Genomic DNA, 19,276 nt, shown 5'->3' on the forward strand with positions numbered 1-19,276 from the left:
GTAGAAGACGACATGACCGACCGACCGACCGTCCTCGTCACCGGGGGCGCGGGCTATATTGGCTCGCATGCCTGCCGCGCACTGTCTGCCGCCGGCTATCAGCCCGTCGTTTATGACAATCTCTCGACAGGTCATCGCAGCTTCGTCGCCGGCCCGCTGGTGACAGGCGACCTGCTCGACGGCGCCGCGCTGGCGCGCGCCTTCGCCGACCACAAGGTCACGGCGGTGATGCATTTCGCGGCGGCAAGCCTCGTCGGCGAGTCCATGACCGACCCGCAGAAATACTACATCAACAACGTCCAGGGCACGCTGTCGCTGCTGCAGGCGATGCGCAACGCAGGCTGCCAGCGCATCGTGTTCTCCTCGACAGGCGCCGTCTACGGCAACGCCGATTCCAAGGAGCTGCCGGAGGACTTCCCCTGCGCACCGATCAATCCCTACGGCGCGTCGAAATGGATGATCGAGCGCATGCTCGCCGATTATCGCGCTGCCTATGGCTTCGGCGCGTTCTGCCTGCGCTATTTCAACGCCAGCGGCGCCGACCCGGCCGGCGGCATCGGCGAATTGCGTGACAACGAAACCCATCTCATTCCGCGCGCCATGATGGCGCTCCAGGGCCATGTCGACTTCGCCGTGTTCGGCGACGATTACGACACGCCCGACGGCACCGCGATCCGCGACTACATCCACGTCACCGACCTCGCTGCGGCGCATGTCGCTGCACTGAAGCTCCTGGAAACGGGACATGCCGGCGGCAGCTTCAATCTGGGCACCGGCTCCGGCTTTTCGGTCCGCGAGATCCTGAACGCCATCAGGCAGGAGACCGGGCGCGAGGTGCCGCGCACCATGAAGCCGCGTCGCGCCGGCGATCCCACTTATCTGGTCGCCGATGCCTCTGCCGCGCGAAAAGTGCTGAACTTCGTGCCGCGCCATTCCGACCTGCCGACGGTGATCCGGACTGCCTGGGCCTGGCACCAGACAGCGCACCCGCTCAGGACGCGCTAGACACCCGTATTACGGCTTGCCGGTCGGGCCCCCGAGCGGCTAAAGAGATGATCACAGCCGGCGGCGGCGCATGTCCCGACCGCCGCATGTTGCTCTTATGGCCGCCAATGGAAGCGGCATGTGAGGCTCCGCCAATAGCGCGAGCCTGTTCTTCACAGCGAAGGCCACGATCGAGTCCGGGCATCGGCCTGCTTTCAGGCGCGACCCAGGGAGCACGGAGCGAATGCATCAGGCCGCAAGCCTGCAATTCGAGCGCGTGATGGACGAGCTCGTCCTATGGCACGCCGTGCCGGAGGACGAACGCTCGCCGGCACCGGCCTGGTGGTGGGGACCGGCGATGGCGGTGGTCGACGCGCACGAGCCGATGCGACAGGTGTGGTGTTGTGAGCTGGGCCTCGGCGACGGCTCAAGCTTTGCCGAAGGGGCGCATGCCCTCCTTGAGCTGTTCGCCGACCAAACCTCGCAGCCCTGGCCGGATGATTTTCCGCGCAAAGCGGACATCAAGCAAGACAACGTCCGCGAGCTGCACCCGCAGCCGTCAGATGACAGCGCGTTTCAGCCGTAACGCCGCGGCCTCGGTCGCAGCGAGGTCCTGCTCCGGCTGGAGCGGCGGTGCGACAGGCAGCTCCATCGGCCGCAGCAGCTCGGCCATCTGCCGTGCCGGCACCGGCTTGGAGATGAGGAAGCCCTGCATCTCGTCGCAGCCATGGGCGCGCAGGAACGCCTCCTGCTCGGCGTTCTCAACACCTTCGGCGACCACGGTCATGCCGAGCGCCTTGCCCATGCTGATGATCGCCTGCGCGATCGCCTGGTCCTCCGAATCCTGCGGCAGGTCGCGCACGAAGGAGCGGTCGATCTTGATGGTGTCGATCGGAAAATGCTTCATCAGCGACATCGACGAATAGCCGGTGCCGAAATCGTCGATGGCGAGGCGGATGCCGCGGCTCTGGATGGCGTCGAGCACCTTCAGCGCGCGACCGACATTGCGCATCATCATGCTCTCGGTGACCTCGAGCTGGAGCAGCACCGGCGACATGCCGGAGGCCGCCAGCGCCTCGTCGACGTCCTGCAACAGATGTTCGTCGACAAACTGCCGCGGCGACAGGTTGACCGCCATCGACACCGGCAACAGGCCACGACGCTGCCAGGCCATGGCCTGCGCGCAGGCCTCTTTCACCACCCAGCGGCCGATCGGCACGATCAGCCCGGTCTCTTCCGCAAGCGGAATGAATTGGGCCGGCGAGATGCTGCCGAGATCCGGGTGCGTCCAGCGCAGCAGCGCTTCCACGCCGGTGATCTGGCCGGTCTCCATGTCCACCTTGGGCTGGTAGTTCAGCGAGAACTGCTCGCGCTCCAGCGCCCGGCGCAGCGCGCTCTCGAGCGACAGCCGCTCGATCGACTGCGTCTTCACCTCCTTGGAGAAGAAGCGATAGCCGTTCTTGCCGTCTTCCTTGGCGAGATACATCGCCATGTCGGCGTTCTTGGTCAGCGTCTGAACGTCGGAGCCGTTGGCCGGATACATCGCGATGCCGATCGAGGCCGTGGTGTGGCACTCGTGGCCGGCCAGCTCCATGGGCTCGGCGAGCGCCACGAGCAGCCCAGTCGTGATGCGCTGGACATCGTCGATCTCACCGCACTGGTCGAGGATCACCACGAACTCGTCGCCGCCGAGGCGTGCGACAACGTCGGTTTCCCGCAGCGCACCGCGCAGCCGGCTCCCAACTTCGAGCAGGAGCAGATCGCCAGCCTCATGGCCGAGCGAATCGTTGATGACCTTGAAGCGGTCGAGATCGATGAACAACACCGCGAAACGGTGATCGTGGCGCTGAGCTTCGTCGATCGCCTCCCGCAACAGCCCGTTGAAGGTCTCGCGGTTCGGCAGGTCGGTCAGGCTGTCATGCGAGGCGAGGTATTCGATCCGCTCGTCGGCCTCGTTCTTCTCGTCGGCGCGATCGAAATTCTCCATCGCGAAGGAGACGTTGTCGGCGAGGCGCTGCAACAGCTCGACGAACTCGGCCGTGAAGGTCTCCTGCTCGGTCGACATGTAGATCATGACGCCGACGGGCTGGTCGTGCGTGATCAGCGGGAACGCCGCGCCGGAGCGCGCGCCGTCGCCTTGCAGGACGGCATGGAAGGCGCTCACACGGCTGTCATTGACATAGTCGTTGCTGACACAGGGCTGCCGGGTGCGGAACGCGGTGCCGCTCATGCCGCGCCCCTCGGGCCGGTCGGCGTCGATGGAAAGACGAACGTTCCTCGTGGTCTCGGCGGACGGCCCTGCGGCCGCGACGATCGCGAGCTGGTCGCTGTCAGCCTTGGCGAGCGCAATGGTCGTCGAGGTAAACTTGCCGCCGGTGGACGCGGCCTGACACACCAGCTCGAACAGCTCGGTGCGCGACTTGGCCCGCACGATCGCCTCATTGGTGGCGCTCAGCGCGGCGAACATGCGCGTCAGGCGCTCCTTCTGCGCCTCGGCCCGTGACCGCTCCTCGGCCCGGGCGAAATTGTCGAGCGCAAAAGAGACGTTCTCCGCGAGGCGCCCCAGCAACTGGATGAGGTCAGGCGTGAAGGTGCCTTCGTCCGGCGAAAGGAACAGAAGGACGCCGACGGCATCGATGCCGTTCTTCAGCAACGGGAAGCAGCCGCCGGATTTCGTCCCTTGATCCCGCGCGATTCGACGCCAATGCGTTGCACGAACGTCCGTGAGGAGCTCGTTCGCGACGCAAGGGGCCTTGGTGCGAAATGCGGTGCCGGCGAGCCCCCGTCCTTCGGGCTCATCGGCGGACGTCGCGAAACGCCAGTTCTCGACGTGACTGCGGCACTCGCCCTTGGTGACGGCGATATCGAGATAGCGCGCCGTCGGATCGACCAAGGCGATGGTGGCAGATGAGAACGTTCCGCCGAGCACGGCGGCCTCGCACACGGCTTCGAACAACTCGGCGCGGGATTTCACGCGCATGATCGCTTCGTTGGTCGCGCTCAGCGCCTCCAACATGCCCCGAAGACGGTTGCGCTGCATCTCGGCCTTCGCCTTCTCGTCGGCGCGGTCGAAGTTCTCGAGCGCGAAGGCGACATTGGCCTGGAGCCGTTGCAGCAGCTCGACGAATTCGGGCGAGAACGTGCCGCGTTCCGGCGAGTTGAAGAGGAAGACGCCTTCGACCCTGTCACCATTGAACAGCGGTAGCGCCGCGGAGGATCCGATCCCGTTGCGGCGGGCGTTGGCCGCCCAAGGCGCGATCCGGTCGTCGGACTGCACATCATTGCTGATGCAAGGCCGGCGCGCGCGGAAAGCGGTTCCCGTCAGCCCTCGGCCTTCAGGCACCTGGTCGGACGTGGAGAATTTGAAATTTCGGACCATATCCGCGTTCGGCCCGTAGCAGGCAACGACGCGAAGCAGCTCGGCATCGTGATCGACGAGCGCGATGTTGGCCGAGGTAAACTTGGCGCCTTTCGCCGTCGCTTCGCAAACGAGGTCGAAGAGCTCGGCCCGCGAGCGTGCGCGCAGGACGCCTCATTGGTCGCGCTCAGCGCCGCGTACATGCGCGCCAGGCGGTCTTCCTCCTCGGCGATCCGCGCCTTCTCGGCCTCACGGTCGAAATTGTCGATCGCGAAGCAGACGTTCTCGGCGATGCGCAGCATGAGTGCGACGACCCCCTCGTCCTTCGCCCAGGACTTGCTGAGGAAGGACAGGATAACGCCGATGCTCTCGCCGTTCCGGATCAGGGGGGCCGCGATGCAGGCGGCAACACCCGTGTTGAGATTGCCCTGCTCCCACGGCGTTCCCCTGGTGCGACGCGCGAGATCGCGTTCGACATGGGGCTTCTGGGTTCGAAACACCTCGCCGGAAATGCCGCGACCATAGGGATTCTCGGGGTCGACGGAGTAGTGGGTCCGGGCCACGATCTCGAGATTCTCGCCGGTGCCGGCGACAGGCTTCAACCAATGGGAGTCCTGCTCCTTCAGGAGAACGAAGGTCGCCAGCGACTTGCCGCCGTGCACCGAGGCGTCGCACACGAGCTGATACAATTCCCGCTCGGTCTTCGCACGCAGGATGGCTTCGTTGGTCGCGCTGAGCGCGCCGAACATGCGGTTGAGCCGCCGCGTCGCGAGCTCGCTGGTCTGCCGCGCGGTCTCGCGCGCGAAATTTTCCAGTGCATAAGAGATGTTTGCCGACATCCGCTCGAACAGCGATACCATCTGCTCGTTCAGCGAGCCGGCTTCCCTGCGGGTCACATACAGCACGCCGACGCTCTTGCCGTTGCAGAGCAGCGGCAGCGCAGCCGCCGCGCCGATGTGGGCCTTGGCTGCGCCCTCGCGCCACGCCAGCGAGCGAGGATCATTCAGGTAGTCGTTGCTGATGCTCAGCTTCTGATTGCGAAAGGCTTCGCCGCCGACACCCGCTCCCTCGGGTGTGCCGGAGTCGGTCGTGATCTCGAGCGAACGCAGCCGCGCGACGTCATCGCCGCAACCGGCCGCAAAGCACAGCCGCCGGCCATCCGGCTCCACCAGAAACACGGCAACGGCCAAAAAGTCTCCGCTCGAAAACCCGGCGTCGCAGACCTTCTGGTACAGCTCGTCCGGTGATTTCGCGTAGAGGATCGCTTCGTGATGGCACTCAACGCTGCAAAGGTGCGCGCGAGGGTCGTCTGCACGGTCTCAGCTCCCGGGCATTTCTGCCTAATTCTCCCGGGTACTTTATGAACGGCGACGGCCTAAGTGGTCGTTATTGCGCGCTGCAAACCCGCGATCAAAGTGAACGAGCTGCGAACAGCCGGCGCCAAACTGTCGTGAATGCCGCCGCACGGGAGGATTCTCCGGCCAAAGGCGCGCTCTCGTTACGAATTTGCAGCCCTGTATTGGTTTACGGGAGATTGATATCGCTCCCACGCTTTGAGACGATGGCTCCCAACAAGCAGCCCGTTAAGGGCACAATGCCGAGGGAACGCCATGCCCATCGTCAAGACCGACCGCCTCACGCTCATCAGCGCCGCGCTGCTCCGGGCCGCCGGAGCTTCCGACGAAGAGGCCGATGCGGTGGCCACGGGCTGCGTCAACGCCAACCTCGCCGGTCACGACTCCCACGGCGTGATCGCGGTTCCGACCTACATCGACCGCATCAAGGCCGGCCACATCGTGCCCGGCGCCAAATGGACCATCGTCCAGGAATCGCCGACCACGACCGTGATCGACGGCCAGTGGGGGTTCGGCTTCCACGTCAACGCCAAGGCGATGGCGCTGACGATCGAGAAGGCGAAGACGGCGAACGTCGCCGCCTGCACCGTGTTCCGGCAAAGCCATGTCGGCCGCCTCGCCGCCTATCCGTTGATGGCGATGCGCGAAGGCATGATCGGGATTGCGACGGCGGATTCCGGCCGCTCGCCGAAGCACGTGGCGCCGTTCGGCGGCAAGGAAGCGCGGCTCGGCACCAACCCGATCTCGATCGCGGTGCCGTCCGATCTCGACGCGCCGTTCTATCTGGACATGGCAACCTCGGCGGTTGCGGCCGGCAAGATCCAACTCGCGGTCGCCCGCGGCGAGGAGATTCCGACGGGCTGGATCATCGATGCCGAGGGACGGCACACCACCGACCCCACGCAATATCGCAAGGGCGGCGCGCTGCTGCCGCTCGGCGGCACCGAAGGCTACAAGGGCAGCGGTCTCGCCGCCATGGTCGAGGTGCTGTGCGGCCTGCTCACCGGTTTGGGATTCGGCGTCGAGCCGACCGGGCGTCATAATGACGGTTGCTTCATGGCGGTGTTCAACGTCGCCGCTTTCCGCCCGCTGAAGGAATTCAAGCGCGAGGTCGCCGAATTCGCGCGCTATCTGAAATCAACGCCGCCCTCCGAAGGCAGCAAGGGCGTGTACTATCCCGGCGAGATCGAGGGCGTGCGCGAGCAGCAACGCCTGCGCGATGGCATCGAGATAGAGGATGCGACCTGGGAGAAGCTGCGCGCGCTGGCGCGCGACTACCGGCTCGACACGGTCCTCGGTCTGGCCTGACGGCATCAGGAGAACAGCATGACGCGGCAGATGGTACTGGTCGGCTTCCTCCAGGCGCAGAACTGCACGAATTTGCCGAGCTCGTGGCGGCATCCAGACTCGCGCGACGATTCGATGTCGGCGGACTATTATCAGGAGATCGCCAAGATCCTCGAAGCCGGCAAGTTCCACATGGCGTTCTTCGACGATCGGCTGGCGATGCCGGACCGCTACGGCAACGATCATGCCCACACCGTCGAATACGGCATCCGTTGCGTGAAGATGGATCCGCTGATCGTGCTGACCACGATGGGCATGGTCACCGACAAGCTCGGCCTCGGCGCCACTTGCTCGACGACCTATTACGAACCGTTCGACGTTGCGCGCCGCTTCGCGACCCTCGATTTGATGTCCGGCGGGCGCGCGGGCTGGAACGTCGTGACCTCGCTCAATGACGGCGAGGCCCTCAACATGGGCCGCGACTCCCATCCCGAACATGATTCGCGCTACGACCGCGCCGACGAATTCATGGAAGTCGTGCTCGGGCATTGGGACACCTGGGAAGACGGCGCGCTCATCATGGACAAGAAGAGCGGCCGTTTTGCCGATCCGGCCAAGGTGAAGCGGCTCGATCACAAGGGGGCGGCCTTCAAGTCCCGCGGACCCTTCACGGTACCGCGCTCGGACCAGGGCCATCCCGTCATCATCCAGGCCGGCGCATCCGGCCGCGGCCAGCGCTTTGCCGGCCACTGGGGCGAGGTGATCTTCACGGCCGCGCGCAATCTCGCTGGTGCCAAGGAAGGTTATGCCGCCGTTCGAAACGAGGCAGCCAAGGCTGGCCGCGATCCCGATCAGATGCGCCTTTGCAATTTGACGACGCCGGTCTGCGCCGCGACCAGGGCCGAGGCTGAGGACAAGATGGCGCTGATCAACAAGCTGCCGCTCGAGATCGACGCGCTGTCGCTGCTTGCTGAAGCGCTCAACTACGATTTCGCCTCCAAGGACCTCGACGAGCCGTTGACGACGGACGATCTGAAGAGCATGCAGGGCATTCTGGGCCTCCGCGACGGCGTGCTGAAGAATTCAGGCAAGAGCAATCCGAGCGCGCGCGACTTCGTCACCTTCTCCGGCCGCGGCCAGGTCCACGACGCCATGGTCGGCGGTCCCAAGGAGATCGCAGACAGGCTGGAAGAGATGTTCGTCGAGCGTGGCTGCGACGGCTTTGTCATCGCCGCGACCTATGTGCCCGGCTCCTATGCGGACTTCGTGCAACACGTCGTGCCGGAGCTACAACGGCGCGGCTTGTTCCAGAAGGAGTATCGGGGCAAGACACTCCGCGAAAATCTCGGGCTGAAGCGGCCCGCGGCCGGCGCCTGGAAGGTGCAGCCGCGCGATGCCGCGGAATAACAACGAGGACAGAGCATGCGCTGGCTGAAATTCACTGCCTCGGACAAGACCTCCTGGGGAATTGTCGAGGGCGACCAGGTGATCGCAGTTGACGGCGATCCCTTTGGCGAATGGCAGCGCACCTCGCGCACGCATCCGCTGGCGCAGGTTCGGATCGAGCTGCCGCTGATCCCGCGCACCTTCTATTGCGTCGGCTTGAACTATCTGAAGCACCTGAAGGAAGCCGCCGACAAGCGCGGCGAGGTGCCGGCCGTCCCTGATAGACCCGAGATCGGCTACCGCGCCCAGAACGCGCTGATCGCGCATGACGAAGACGTCGTGATCCCGTCCTTTGCGACGGACAAGATCCACTATGAAGGCGAGCTCGTCGTCGTGATCGGCAAGAAGGTGAAGCATCTCACCAGGCAAAATGCGATGGATTGCGTGTTCGGCTACACCATCGGCAACGACGTCAGCGAACGCAGCTGGCAGAAGGCCGACCGCAGCCTGTGGCGCTCGAAGAATGCCGACACGTTCAAGCCGATGGGCCCGTGGATCGAAACTGAGGCCAATCTGGCGAAAATGGAAACGGTCGTCCGGGTCAACGGCAAGGAGACCAACCGCTTCTACACCAACGACATGATCTTCGGCGTGGTGCCGTTCCTGGTCGAGCTGACCAAGTACTTCACGCTATGGCCCGGCGACGTGATCTGGATGGGCACGGACGGCGCCTCGCCTGACATCGGGCACGGCGACGTGGTGGAGATCGACATCACCGGCGTGGGGACGTTGCGGAACAGGTTTGTGCGGGAACAGCGGTAGTAGAGGTGCCGTAGGGTGGGCAAAGCGAAGCGTGCCCACCGCATTCGTAATCGAGGCGAGATGGTGGGCACGGCGGTATGCGCCTTTGCCCACCCTACGGCACTTCCCGCGCAATCAAAACGGCAGCGCCACACTCGTCTTGATCTCCTTCAGCACCACGTTGCTGCGGACGTAGCGGATGCCGGGAATGCGGAACATGAACTCGTCGAGGAATCTGTTGTAGGCCGCCATGTCCTGCACGACGACGCGCAAATGATAGTCGGCGTCGCCCGTGGTCGCGAAACACTCCAGCACTTCGCGCCGCGTGGTCACCCGCGCGACGAACTCGTCGACGAATTTGGCATCGTGCCGCTCCAGCGAGACATGCAGGATGGCCGACATCGCAAAGCCCGCCTGCTCGCGCGCGATCAGCGCGGCATAGCCCTGGATGACGCCGGCCTCCTCCAGCGCACGCACCCGGCGCCAGCACGCCGAGGTGGACATGCCGACCTCGTCGGCGAGCTGCTGGTTGGTGGCGCGGCCGTCCGTCTGGAGATGGGCGAGAATCCGCGCGTCCTGCTCTTCAATCATGGAAGCCCCCGATTCGGTAGCTTCTACCGAATTATGCCATCTTCCGCAAAATTTTACCGAATTATCGATCAAGACAGGGTGAATAGGCAAGACCTACCAGCCTCCCCGGCATACCCTTCCGTCATCAGGCAGGATACCGCACGAGGTCCGCCATGGACGCCGTTCCATCACTCGACAGCTACGAGCTCTCAGACCGCTACGACCGCGAGGAGGGCCGCGTCTTCCTCACGGGCACGCAGGCCATCGTCCGCATCGCGCTCGACCAGGCGCGGCGCGACCGCGCCGCCGGGCTGAACACCGCCGGCTTCATCTCCGGCTATCGTGGCTCGCCGCTCGGCGGCGTCGATCTCGAGCTCTGGCGCATCCAGGAGCGGCTGAAGCGGGATCGCATCGAATTTCTCCCTGCGGTGAACGAGGACCTTGCGGCAACCGCGGTGCTCGGCTCGCAGCAGGTCGAAACGCAGGCAGATCGCGAAGTCGATGGCGTGTTCGGGCTCTGGTACGGCAAGGGCCCCGGCGTCGATCGCTCCGGCGACGCCCTCAAGCACGGCAACGCCTACGGCTCTTCCCCGCATGGCGGCGTGCTGGTCGTCGCCGGCGACGACCATGGCTGCGTCTCCTCCTCGATGCCGCACCAATCCGATGTCGCCTTCATGAGCTGGTTCATGCCGACGCTGCACCCCGCAAGCGTCAGCGAATATCTCGAATTCGGCGAATATGGCTACGCGCTGAGCCGCTTCTCCGGCATGTGGGTCGGCTTCAAGGCGGTCTCGGAAATCGTGGAGTCAGGTGCATCCGTCGCGCTGCACCCGCCACGCGTCTTCAACACGCCCGACTTCACGCCGCCACCGGGTGGCCTGCACTATCGCTGGCCCGACCTGCCGGGCCCCCAGATCGAGGAGCGGCTGGAGGCGAAGAAGCACGCGGTTTACGCCTTTGCAAAAGCCAATCCGATCGATCGCCACATCTACGATATTCCCAATGCCACTTACGGCATCGTCACGACGGGCAAGGCGCATCTCGACCTGATGGAGGCCCTGCGGCTGATGGGCCTCGATGAAGCCGCCTGCCGCAACATCGGGATCGACGTCTACAAGGTCGGCATGGTCTGGCCGCTGGCGCTGCATGACGCGATGGACTTCGTGAAGGGCAAGCGCGAGATCCTCGTGGTCGAGGAAAAGCGCGGCATCATCGAGAGCCAGTTCAAGGAATATTTTTACGACTATCCAGGCTCAAAGCCCGAGCGCATGGTCGGCAAGCACGACGAGCGAGGGGCGCGGCTGATCTCCTGGATCGGCGAATTGTCGCCGCGTGCACTCGCTGGCGTGCTCGCACGCCGGCTCGATCCGATGTTCCCAGGCCTCAATCTCGCCGCACGCGCGGCCGGCTTGATGCCTGAGGCCGCGCGCACGATCAACGTCAGCGGTGCGACGCGCACGCCGTATTTCTGCTCCGGATGTCCGCACAACACGTCGACGAAGGTGCCGGAAGGCTCCAAGGCGTTAGCCGGCATCGGCTGCCATTTCATGGCGAGCTGGATGGGCCGCGAGACCTCCTCGCTGATCCAGATGGGCGGCGAAGGCGTCAACTGGGCGGCGTCGTCACGCTTCACCGGCCACAAGCACATATTCCAGAACCTCGGCGAAGGCACCTACTACCACTCCGGCTCGATGGCGATCCGGCAGGCGATCGCCGCCGGGGCCAACATCACCTACAAGATCCTGTTCAACGATGCCGTGGCGATGACCGGCGGCCAGCCGGTCGACGGTCCGGTCAGCGTGCATGCCATCGCCCACAGCGTTCGCGCCGAAGGCGTGGGTCGCATCGCGCTGGTGTCGGACGACCCCGCGCAGTTCTTGCCGGTAGACCTGCCGATCGGCGTGACCATCCATCCGCGCGAGGAGATGGACGCCGTGCAGCGCGAGCTGCGAGACATTTCCGGCGTCTCCGTCCTGATCTATCAGCAGACCTGCGCCACCGAGAAGCGTCGCCGGCGCAAACGCGGACAGATGGCCGACCCAAAGCGCTTTGCCTATATCAACGATCTCGTCTGCGAAGGCTGCGGCGACTGCTCGGTCGAATCCAACTGCCTCAGCATCGAGCCGAGGGAGACGCCGTTCGGTCGCAAGCGCCAGATCAATCTCTCGTCCTGCAACAAGGATTTTTCCTGCCTTAACGGCTTCTGCCCGAGCTTTGTCACCGTCGAAGGCGCGACGCGCCGGAAGAAGAGTGCGAGCGAGATCGACGTAGTCGGTCGCGCGGCTGCGCTTCCCCTGCCTGCTCCCGCAACGCTCGACCGTCCCTACGACCTGCTGGTAACAGGCGTCGGCGGCACCGGCGTGATCACGGTCGGCGCGCTGATCGGCATGGCCGCGCATCTGGAGCGGCGCGGCGTCTCCGTGCTGGATTTCACCGGCTTTGCACAGAAATTTGGTCCCGTGCTGAGCTTCATCCGCCTTGCGTCAAGTCCGGACGCGCTGCACCAGGTCCGCATCGACCAGGGCGCGGCCGACGCGCTGATCGGGTGCGATCTGGTCGTCAGTTCCTCACCGAAGGCGTCCGGCACCTATCACCGCGACACACGCGCCGCCATCAACACCGCGGAGATGCCGACCGGCGACGTCGTCCGCTTCCGCGACGCCGATCTCGCCTCGCCAGCCCGCCTGCGCGCGATCCGGCAGGTCGTCGGCGATGGCAATCTCGACACGATCAACGCGAATGCGCTGGCCGAGAGCCTGCTCGGCGATTCCGTCTATGCCAACATCATCATGCTCGGCTTTGCCTGGCAGCGGGGACTGGTGCCGGTGTCGCTGCAAGCGCTGCTGCGCGCGATCGAGCTCAACGGGGTCGCGGTCGAGCGCAACAAGCAGGCCTTCGCCTGGGGCCGGATCGCCGCAGCCGATCCGGAGTTTTTGCCGGGGGGCGACGAGGCGCCCGAAGCCGAGACGCTCGATCAGATCATCGATCGCCGCGCCGATTTCCTCGCCGCCTATCAGAACGCCGCCTATGCGGCGCGTTACCGGACGACCGTCGCGAGGATCCGCCGCGCCGAAGCCAACCTGAACAGCGAGGCGCTGACCGAGGCGATTGCGCGCGCCCTGTTCAAGTTGATGGCCTACAAGGACGAATACGAGGTGGCGCGTCTGCACATGCAGAGCGGTTTCCTCGGCGAGCTGAAGCGCGAGTTCGAGGACGATTTTCGCATCCAGTATCATCTCGCGCCGCCGTTCCTGCCCTCAAAACCTGACGCACGCGGCCGTCCGCGCAAGCGCGCTTTCGGCCAGTGGATCCAGATCCCGCTCGCCATGCTGGCGCGGCTGAAGGGTTTGCGCGGGACGCCGTTCGATCCGTTCGGCTACACGCATGAGCGGCGTACTGAACGGGAATTGATCGCCTGGTATGAAGGCCTGATCGAACGCATGCTCGGCCAGCTCGACGCCGGGCATCTACCCGACCTCGTTGCCGTCGCAAAGGCGCCGATGGAGATCCGCGGCTACGGACCAGTGAAGGACACCGCGATCGCCAAGGTGAAGCCTGAGGTCGAGCGGCTGCTCACGAATTTGGCGACATCGGTAACGCAAAAGATGCACGCCCACGGTTGACGCGGCACCAGTGAGGCCTCAGCCTCCGGGCATTAGGTGGCGCCCTGTTGGCGCCCCCGCAATCGGATGACGCATCATGGATTTCGACCAGTTGACCCTGAGTCAGGCCGTCGCCGCCCTGCGCGCCGGGAAAGTCACGAGCACCGCGCTCACGACGGAAGCACTGAGCCGCGCCAAAGCCCATGCCGAGCTCAATGCCTTCGTCACCCTGGACGAAGCAGGCGCCCTGAAAACTGCTGCCGCATTCGACGCGACGGGCGACAGGACAAAGCCGCTCGGCGGCGTGCCCATCGTGATCAAGGACAACATCGAGGTCGTGGGACTGCCCTGTAGCGCCGGCACACCGGCACTGAAGGACTACGTTCCGAAGGCCGACGCGCCCGTAGTCGCGAAGCTGCGGGCTGCAGGCGCCGTCATCATCGGCAAGACCAGCATGCACGAGCTCGCCTTCGGCATCTCCGGCTACAACACCGCGTTCAAGACCGGCGCGGAGTTCGGCGTGCGAAATGCCTATGACCGCACGCTGATCGCCGGCGGCTCCTCGTCCGGGACGGGCGCCGCGCTCGGCGCGCGGATCGTCGCGGGCGGGCTCGGAACCGACACCGGCGGATCGGTCCGGGTCCCCGCTGCGCTGAATGGATGCGCCGCGTTGCGCCCGACGATCGGGCGCTATCCGCAAGAGGGGATTGCGCCGATCTCGCACACCCGCGACACCGCGGGGCCCATGGCCGCGACGATGACGGATGTCGCGCTGCTCGATCGCGTGATCGCAGGCGGCGACGCGATTGCGCCGGCTGATCTGAAGCAGGTGCGGATCGGCATCGCGAAGGCGATGCTGACCAATCTCGATGCCGATACGGAAGCCGCGTTCCACGCGGCGATCGCAAAAATGAAGGCGCAGGGCGTCATGATCGTCGAGATCGAGATGCCTGAGCTCGCCGGGCTCAACGGTCAGGTCAGCTTTCCCGTCGCGCTATATGAGGCCTATGACGACATGGTCGCCTATCTCAAGCGCACCGGGACCGGCCTCAGCATCGAGGCGCTGGCTGAGAAGATCTCCAGCGCCGACGTGAAAGGCATCTATGATGGCATGGTGATCCCGCGAAAACTGCCCGGACCCGACAACGCGCTGTTCGATGCGAGGCCGATCTATGACGCCGCGATCCAGACTGCCCGCCCCGCGCTTCAGGCGCTCTACAGCAATACGTTTGCCAGCAACAAGCTCGACGCCGTCGCCTTCCCGACCACGCCGCGCGTTGCAATTGCCTCCAACCCGGACGCCAGCAGTCTCGAGAATTTCGGCCTGATCATCCAGAACACCGATCCCGGCAGCAATGCCGGCATTCCCGGCATCCAGATTCCGATCGCGCTTGGCGCCACCAGCAAATTGCCTGTCGGCCTAGAACTGGACGGCCCTGCCGGAAGCGATCGCCGCTTGCTTGCGATCGGCGTGGCGCTTGAGAGCGTCTTCGGGCGGCTCCCCGGGCCACACTGACGCTATCGTAGGGTTGGCAAAGCGACTTGTCCGCCGTAGCTCTTAGAGCGAAGGCGGAAGCGTGCCCACCTCTTCTGCCGAATTCATGGAGAGATGGTGGGCACGGCGCTTCGCGCCTTTGCCCACCCTACGGCACTGCCACCGCCGCACCACTCACGCATACGGATTGATCAGCTTCTGCTGCTCGGCGCTGTGCTGGACAAGCATGTCGATGAAGGTCCTGACCTTCGCCGACAGATGATGCCGATGCGGATAGACCGCGTTCATCGACATCTCTACCGGCCGGTACTCCGGCAGGAGGCGCACCAGCCGGCCCGCATCGAGGTCGTCACCCACCAGAAAGCCGGCCGCAAGACTGATGCCGGCGCCCTGCAACGCGGCCTCGCGCAGCGCTTCGCCGCTGTTGGTGATCAGGTTGCCGGAGACGCGCACCGAGGCCGGCGTGCCCTTGCGATCGAAGAAGCGCCACTCGTCGAAGGGATAGTTGATGTGGCGCACGCAATTGTGCCCGGCGAGTTCCTCGAGCGTCTGCACGCGCCCACGCGCCTCGATATAGCCGTGCGAGCAGCACAGCACGTGCCGCCAGGTCGCCAGGCTCCGCACGATCAGGCTGGAGTCCGGCGGCGCGACCATGCGCAGCGCGAGGTCAAAGCCCTCCTCGATCAGATCGACATTGGTCTCGCCCATGCGCAGATCGACCTTCACCTCCGGATAGGTCGCGAGGAATTCGGCCATCACGGGCGCGACGAACGGCACCATGTGGGTGGCGGTGTGAATGCGCAGCGTGCCGCGCGGCGTCGATTGCAGCGCGCCGGCGATGTCATCGGCCTGTTCGATATCGGCAAGGATCTGGACACAGCGGTCGTAATAGGCCTTGCCGATCTCAGTCAGGTTGACCTTGCGCGTGGTGCGCTGAAGCAGCCTCACCCCGAGCCGGTCCTCCAGCGCCTGGACATGGTTGCTCACCATGGTGGTCGACATGTTGAGCTTGCGGGCAGCCGCGGAGAAGCCGCCGGTCTCGACCACCCGGCTGAACACTTCGAGGCTGGTCAATCGATCCATGGCTGCCTGATTATCCGCTGTTGATCGATAATCGAAGGGAATTCAACTCGATTGTCTATCAGATCATACGCATGGTCTCATCCAGCTTTCGGCTGGGTGCGTGGCAGAACGCATAACCGCAATCGCGCGACAGGCGCGGCAATCGCTCTGGCGCAGTCAGGGACCTGATTCGATAGACCCTCTCAAGCCAAGGTGTGATGCAAGCCAAGGTGTGATGCCTTCGACTATCCACCCCTGATGGATAATCCTTCCCGAATTTCGCGAATTATCACCCACGCCTGAACGAACGATAGTCTCGCCGAGCCGATAGGAGACTGCCATGTCCGAGATGCCCCGAACCGAAAACTTCCAGCAAGCGACTGAAATCGCTCATGATTACCCGAGGAAGCCATCGGCTGCCCCGGCCCGGAATATGGTTCGGCGTGCGGCACTGGCGCTCGCACTCCTCGCAGGCACGGCAACGATTGTCTATTACGGCCACGACTACTGGACCAATGGCCGCTACCTTGAGAGCACCGACGACGCCTATGTGAAGGCGGATTCCACCATCGTCGCCCCCAAGGTTTCCGGCTACATCGCGAAGGTGCTGGTCGGCGACAACGAGAGGGTCCGGGCCGGCCAGCTCCTCGCGAAGATCGACGACCGCGACTTCAAGGCCGCGCTCGACCAGGCCCGCGCCGATGTCGCCGCCGGCGAAGCCTCGGTGCGCAACATCGACGCCCAGCTCGAGCTGCAGCGGCCGATCATCGAGCAGAGCACGGCCGACGTGGCCGCGGCCGACGCCAATCTGAAATTCGCGCAAGAAGAACGCGCCCGCTACGACGACCTGATGAAGTCGGGCTCCGGCACGATCCAACGTGCACAGCAGACCGACGCGGCGCTGCGCGCCAGCAACGCGCAATTGCAGCACGCCAAGTCAGGCCTGGTGGCCGCGCAGCGCAAGGTCGACGTGCTCACCACCCAGCGCGCCCAGGCCACGGCGCAGCTCGAACGGGCCCGCGCGGTCGCACAGCAGGCAGAGCTGAACCTGTCCTATACCGAGATCACCGCACCGGTGGACGGCACGGTCGGCGCACGCTCATTACGCGTCGGCCAGTATGTCCAGGCCGGCACGCAATTGATGGCGGTGGTGCCGCTCGATGCGGTCTATGTCGTCGCGAACTTCAAGGAGACGCAGCTCACGCATGTGCGTGCGGGCCAGCCGGTCGAGCTGCACGTCGACAGCTTTCGCAATCGCACGCTTCGCGGTCACGTCGACAGCCTTTCGCCGGCCAGCGGACTTGAATTCGCGCTGCTGCCGCCCGATAACGCCACCGGAAACTTCACCAAGATCGTGCAACGCGTGCCGGTGAAGATCGTGCTCGACGACCACAGCCTGACCGGCCTGCTCAGGCCCGGCATGTCGGCGGTGCCGACCATCGACACCAAGGCGACCGTGCTGGCCGAGCGCGAGACGGCCAAGCGACTCGCCGACAACGCCTCCCGCCCGAACGGCGGCTGAAGCCGGGAAGGCCGGCAGGATTATCAAGTCCTGCCGGATGATCCTTCTCACGCTTCCTCGATTATCGAAACCAGCCGCCCAATGCATCCTGTCTCCGTGACCGAGACGAGGCTTCCATGAGCACGCTCCAACCGACCGCCGCCTCCGCTGCCAGCATTCCCGCCCCTGCTGCGCCCGCCACGCCGGCCGTTTCCGCAAAAACCTGGATCGCGGTGATCGGCGCGACGCTCGGCGCCTTCATGGCCGTGCTGAACATCCAGATCGTCAACGCTTCGCTCGCCGACATCCAGGGGGCGATCGGCGCCGGCATCGACGATGGCGGCTGGATCTCGACCTCCTATCTGATCGCCGAGATCGTGGTGATCCCGCTCTCCGGCTGGCTTGCGCAGGTGTTCTCGATCCGCATCTATCTGCTCACCAACGCGGTCCTGTTCCTGCTGCTGTCGGCGGCCTGCGCGCTGGCGCAGGACCTGCCGCAAATGATCGTGCTGCGCGCGGTGCAGGGTTTCACCGGCGGCGTGCTGATCCCGATGGCCTTCACGCTCATCATCACGCTGTTGCCTCGCGCCAAGCAGCCCGTCGGCCTTGCGCTGTTTGCGCTGTCGGCGACGTTCGCACCGGCGATCGGCCCGACCATCGGCGGCTATCTCACCGAGAATTTCGGCTGGCAGTACATCTTCTACGTCAACCTCGTGCCCGGCGCGATCATGGTCGGCATGCTCTGGTACGCGCTCGACGCCAAGCCCATGAAGCTTGCGCTGCTGCGCGAGGGCGACTGGGCCGGCATCATCACCATGGCGATCGGCCTGTCGGCGCTTCAGACCGTGCTGGAAGAGGGCAACAAGGATGATTGGTTCGGCTCGCCTTTCATCGTCAAGCTGTCGGTCATCGCTGCCACCGCGCTGACCGCCTTCCTGATCATCGAGCTCACGGCGAGGAAGCCGCTGCTCAATTTGCGCCTGCTGGCGCGCCGCAATTTCGGCTTCGGCATGCTCGCGAACTTCCTGCTCGGTGTCGCGCTCTACGGCTCGGTGTTCATCCTGCCGCAATATCTGGCGCGCATCCAGGGCTACAATGCCGAGCAGATCGGCATGGTGCTGGCCTGGACCGGACTGCCGCAACTCATGCTGATCCCGCTGGTGCCGCGCCTGATGCAGAAGTTCGACGCGCGGATCATCATCGGCGTCGGCTTCGTCCTGTTCGCGGCCTCGAACTTCATGAACATCTACATGACCAACGATTACGCTGCTGACCAGCTGTTGTGGCCCAATGTCGTCCGTGCGATCGGCCAAGCGCTCGTGATGGCGCCGTTGTCGGCTGTGGCGACCGCCGGCATCGAAGCGGAGAATGCTGGCTCGGCCTCGGGCCTGTTCAACATGATGCGCAATCTCGGCGGCGCCGTCGGCATCGCGCTGCTTCAGACCTTGCTGACCAAGCGCGAGCAATATCACTCCAACGTGCTGATGCAGTCGGTCTCGGTGTTCGAGCAGGCGACGCGGACGCGGCTGGAGCAGCTCACGCAGTATTTCATCAATCACGGCGTGCTCGACCGCGCCGACGCCGCGCATCGTGCCTATGTCGCGATCGGCCATACCGTGCAGAAGCAGGCCTATATATTCGCCTTCAGCGACACCTTCTATCTGCTCGGCATGGCGCTGATCGTGGCCCTGATCGCCGTATTCTTCCTGAAGAAACCCGGCCAGACCTCGGCCGGTGGAGCTCACTGAGATCAACCCAAGAGACTAACCCGTCTTATTCGTAAGAGTGCGCCTGAGGGGTAAAGCGCTGATGCGGCGTAGGATTCGGTTGCGAAGCCAACCCCATCACCTCCAACCGCGAACGCCACGCCCGCCA

General features: G+C 64.7%; 11 protein-coding genes and 1 pseudogene. 9 read left to right on the forward strand and 3 right to left on the reverse strand.

Annotated elements, in window-relative coordinates:
* Nucleotides 1-12 precede the first annotated feature (12 nt).
* Both galE and QJT78_RS29150 read left to right on the forward strand, forming a co-directional pair.
* Nucleotides 13-1,005, forward strand: a complete 993-nt coding sequence (galE, locus tag QJT78_RS29145) for a UDP-glucose 4-epimerase GalE (RefSeq protein ID WP_038942516.1) — start codon at nt 13-15, stop codon at nt 1,003-1,005.
* Nucleotides 1,006-1,228: 223 nt separating this feature from the next.
* Nucleotides 1,229-1,570, forward strand: a complete 342-nt coding sequence (locus QJT78_RS29150; protein ID WP_028147947.1) for a hypothetical protein — start codon at nt 1,229-1,231, stop codon at nt 1,568-1,570.
* Here QJT78_RS29150 and QJT78_RS29155 read toward each other — a convergent pair.
* Nucleotides 1,544-5,657: pseudogene (locus QJT78_RS29155) on the reverse strand (GAF domain-containing protein). The gene QJT78_RS29150 and the pseudogene QJT78_RS29155 sit on opposite strands and share 27 nt — an antisense overlap.
* 295 nt (nt 5,658-5,952) lie before the next feature.
* Between QJT78_RS29155 and QJT78_RS29160 the strand changes: the two are divergent.
* The 3 genes from QJT78_RS29160 to QJT78_RS29170 are packed head-to-tail and all read left to right on the forward strand — an operon-like array spanning nt 5,953 to nt 9,192.
* Nucleotides 5,953-7,005: an Ldh family oxidoreductase gene (locus QJT78_RS29160; RefSeq protein ID WP_038942519.1), complete on the forward strand. Its 1,053-nt coding sequence runs from the start codon at nt 5,953-5,955 to the stop codon at nt 7,003-7,005.
* 18 nt (nt 7,006-7,023) lie between these two features.
* Nucleotides 7,024-8,391: an LLM class flavin-dependent oxidoreductase gene (locus tag QJT78_RS29165; RefSeq protein WP_028147946.1), complete on the forward strand. Its 1,368-nt coding sequence runs from the start codon at nt 7,024-7,026 to the stop codon at nt 8,389-8,391.
* A gap of 15 nt (nt 8,392-8,406) precedes the next feature.
* On the forward strand, nt 8,407-9,192 hold the full coding sequence (locus tag QJT78_RS29170; protein WP_028147945.1) for a fumarylacetoacetate hydrolase family protein: 786 nt from the start codon (nt 8,407-8,409) through the stop codon (nt 9,190-9,192).
* Nucleotides 9,193-9,306: 114 nt separating this feature from the next.
* On the opposite strand, the gene QJT78_RS29175 is transcribed toward QJT78_RS29170, so the two are convergent.
* Nucleotides 9,307-9,762: an Lrp/AsnC family transcriptional regulator gene (locus tag QJT78_RS29175; RefSeq protein ID WP_014491864.1), complete on the reverse strand. Its 456-nt coding sequence runs from the start codon at nt 9,760-9,762 to the stop codon at nt 9,307-9,309.
* Between the two features lie 152 nt (nt 9,763-9,914).
* Here QJT78_RS29175 and QJT78_RS29180 point away from each other — a divergent pair, with 152 nt between their 5' ends.
* Nucleotides 9,915-13,364 carry an indolepyruvate ferredoxin oxidoreductase family protein gene (locus QJT78_RS29180; protein ID WP_028147943.1) on the forward strand — a complete coding sequence of 1,150 codons (3,450 nt, stop codon included), beginning with the start codon at nt 9,915-9,917 and terminating at the stop codon, nt 13,362-13,364.
* Between the two features lie 76 nt (nt 13,365-13,440).
* Complete coding sequence (gene iaaH / locus QJT78_RS29185; RefSeq protein WP_038942520.1) at nt 13,441-14,859, forward strand: indoleacetamide hydrolase; 1,419 nt, start codon at nt 13,441-13,443, stop codon at nt 14,857-14,859.
* Between the two features lie 153 nt (nt 14,860-15,012).
* On the opposite strand, the gene QJT78_RS29190 is transcribed toward iaaH, so the two are convergent.
* Nucleotides 15,013-15,921: a LysR family transcriptional regulator gene (locus tag QJT78_RS29190; protein ID WP_028147942.1), complete on the reverse strand. Its 909-nt coding sequence runs from the start codon at nt 15,919-15,921 to the stop codon at nt 15,013-15,015.
* A gap of 319 nt (nt 15,922-16,240) precedes the next feature.
* Here QJT78_RS29190 and QJT78_RS29195 point away from each other — a divergent pair, with 319 nt between their 5' ends.
* Complete coding sequence (locus tag QJT78_RS29195) at nt 16,241-17,422, forward strand: HlyD family secretion protein (RefSeq protein ID WP_028147941.1); 1,182 nt, start codon at nt 16,241-16,243, stop codon at nt 17,420-17,422.
* A 116-nt stretch (nt 17,423-17,538) separates the two neighbouring features.
* Nucleotides 17,539-19,149, forward strand: coding sequence for an MDR family MFS transporter (locus tag QJT78_RS29200; RefSeq protein ID WP_038953218.1), 1,611 nt, complete (start codon nt 17,539-17,541; stop codon nt 19,147-19,149).
* Nucleotides 19,150-19,276 lie beyond the last annotated feature (127 nt).

The organism is Bradyrhizobium sp. Mp27, from assembly GCF_029953005.1.
Classification (GTDB): Bacteria; Pseudomonadota; Alphaproteobacteria; order Rhizobiales; family Xanthobacteraceae; genus Bradyrhizobium; species Bradyrhizobium barranii.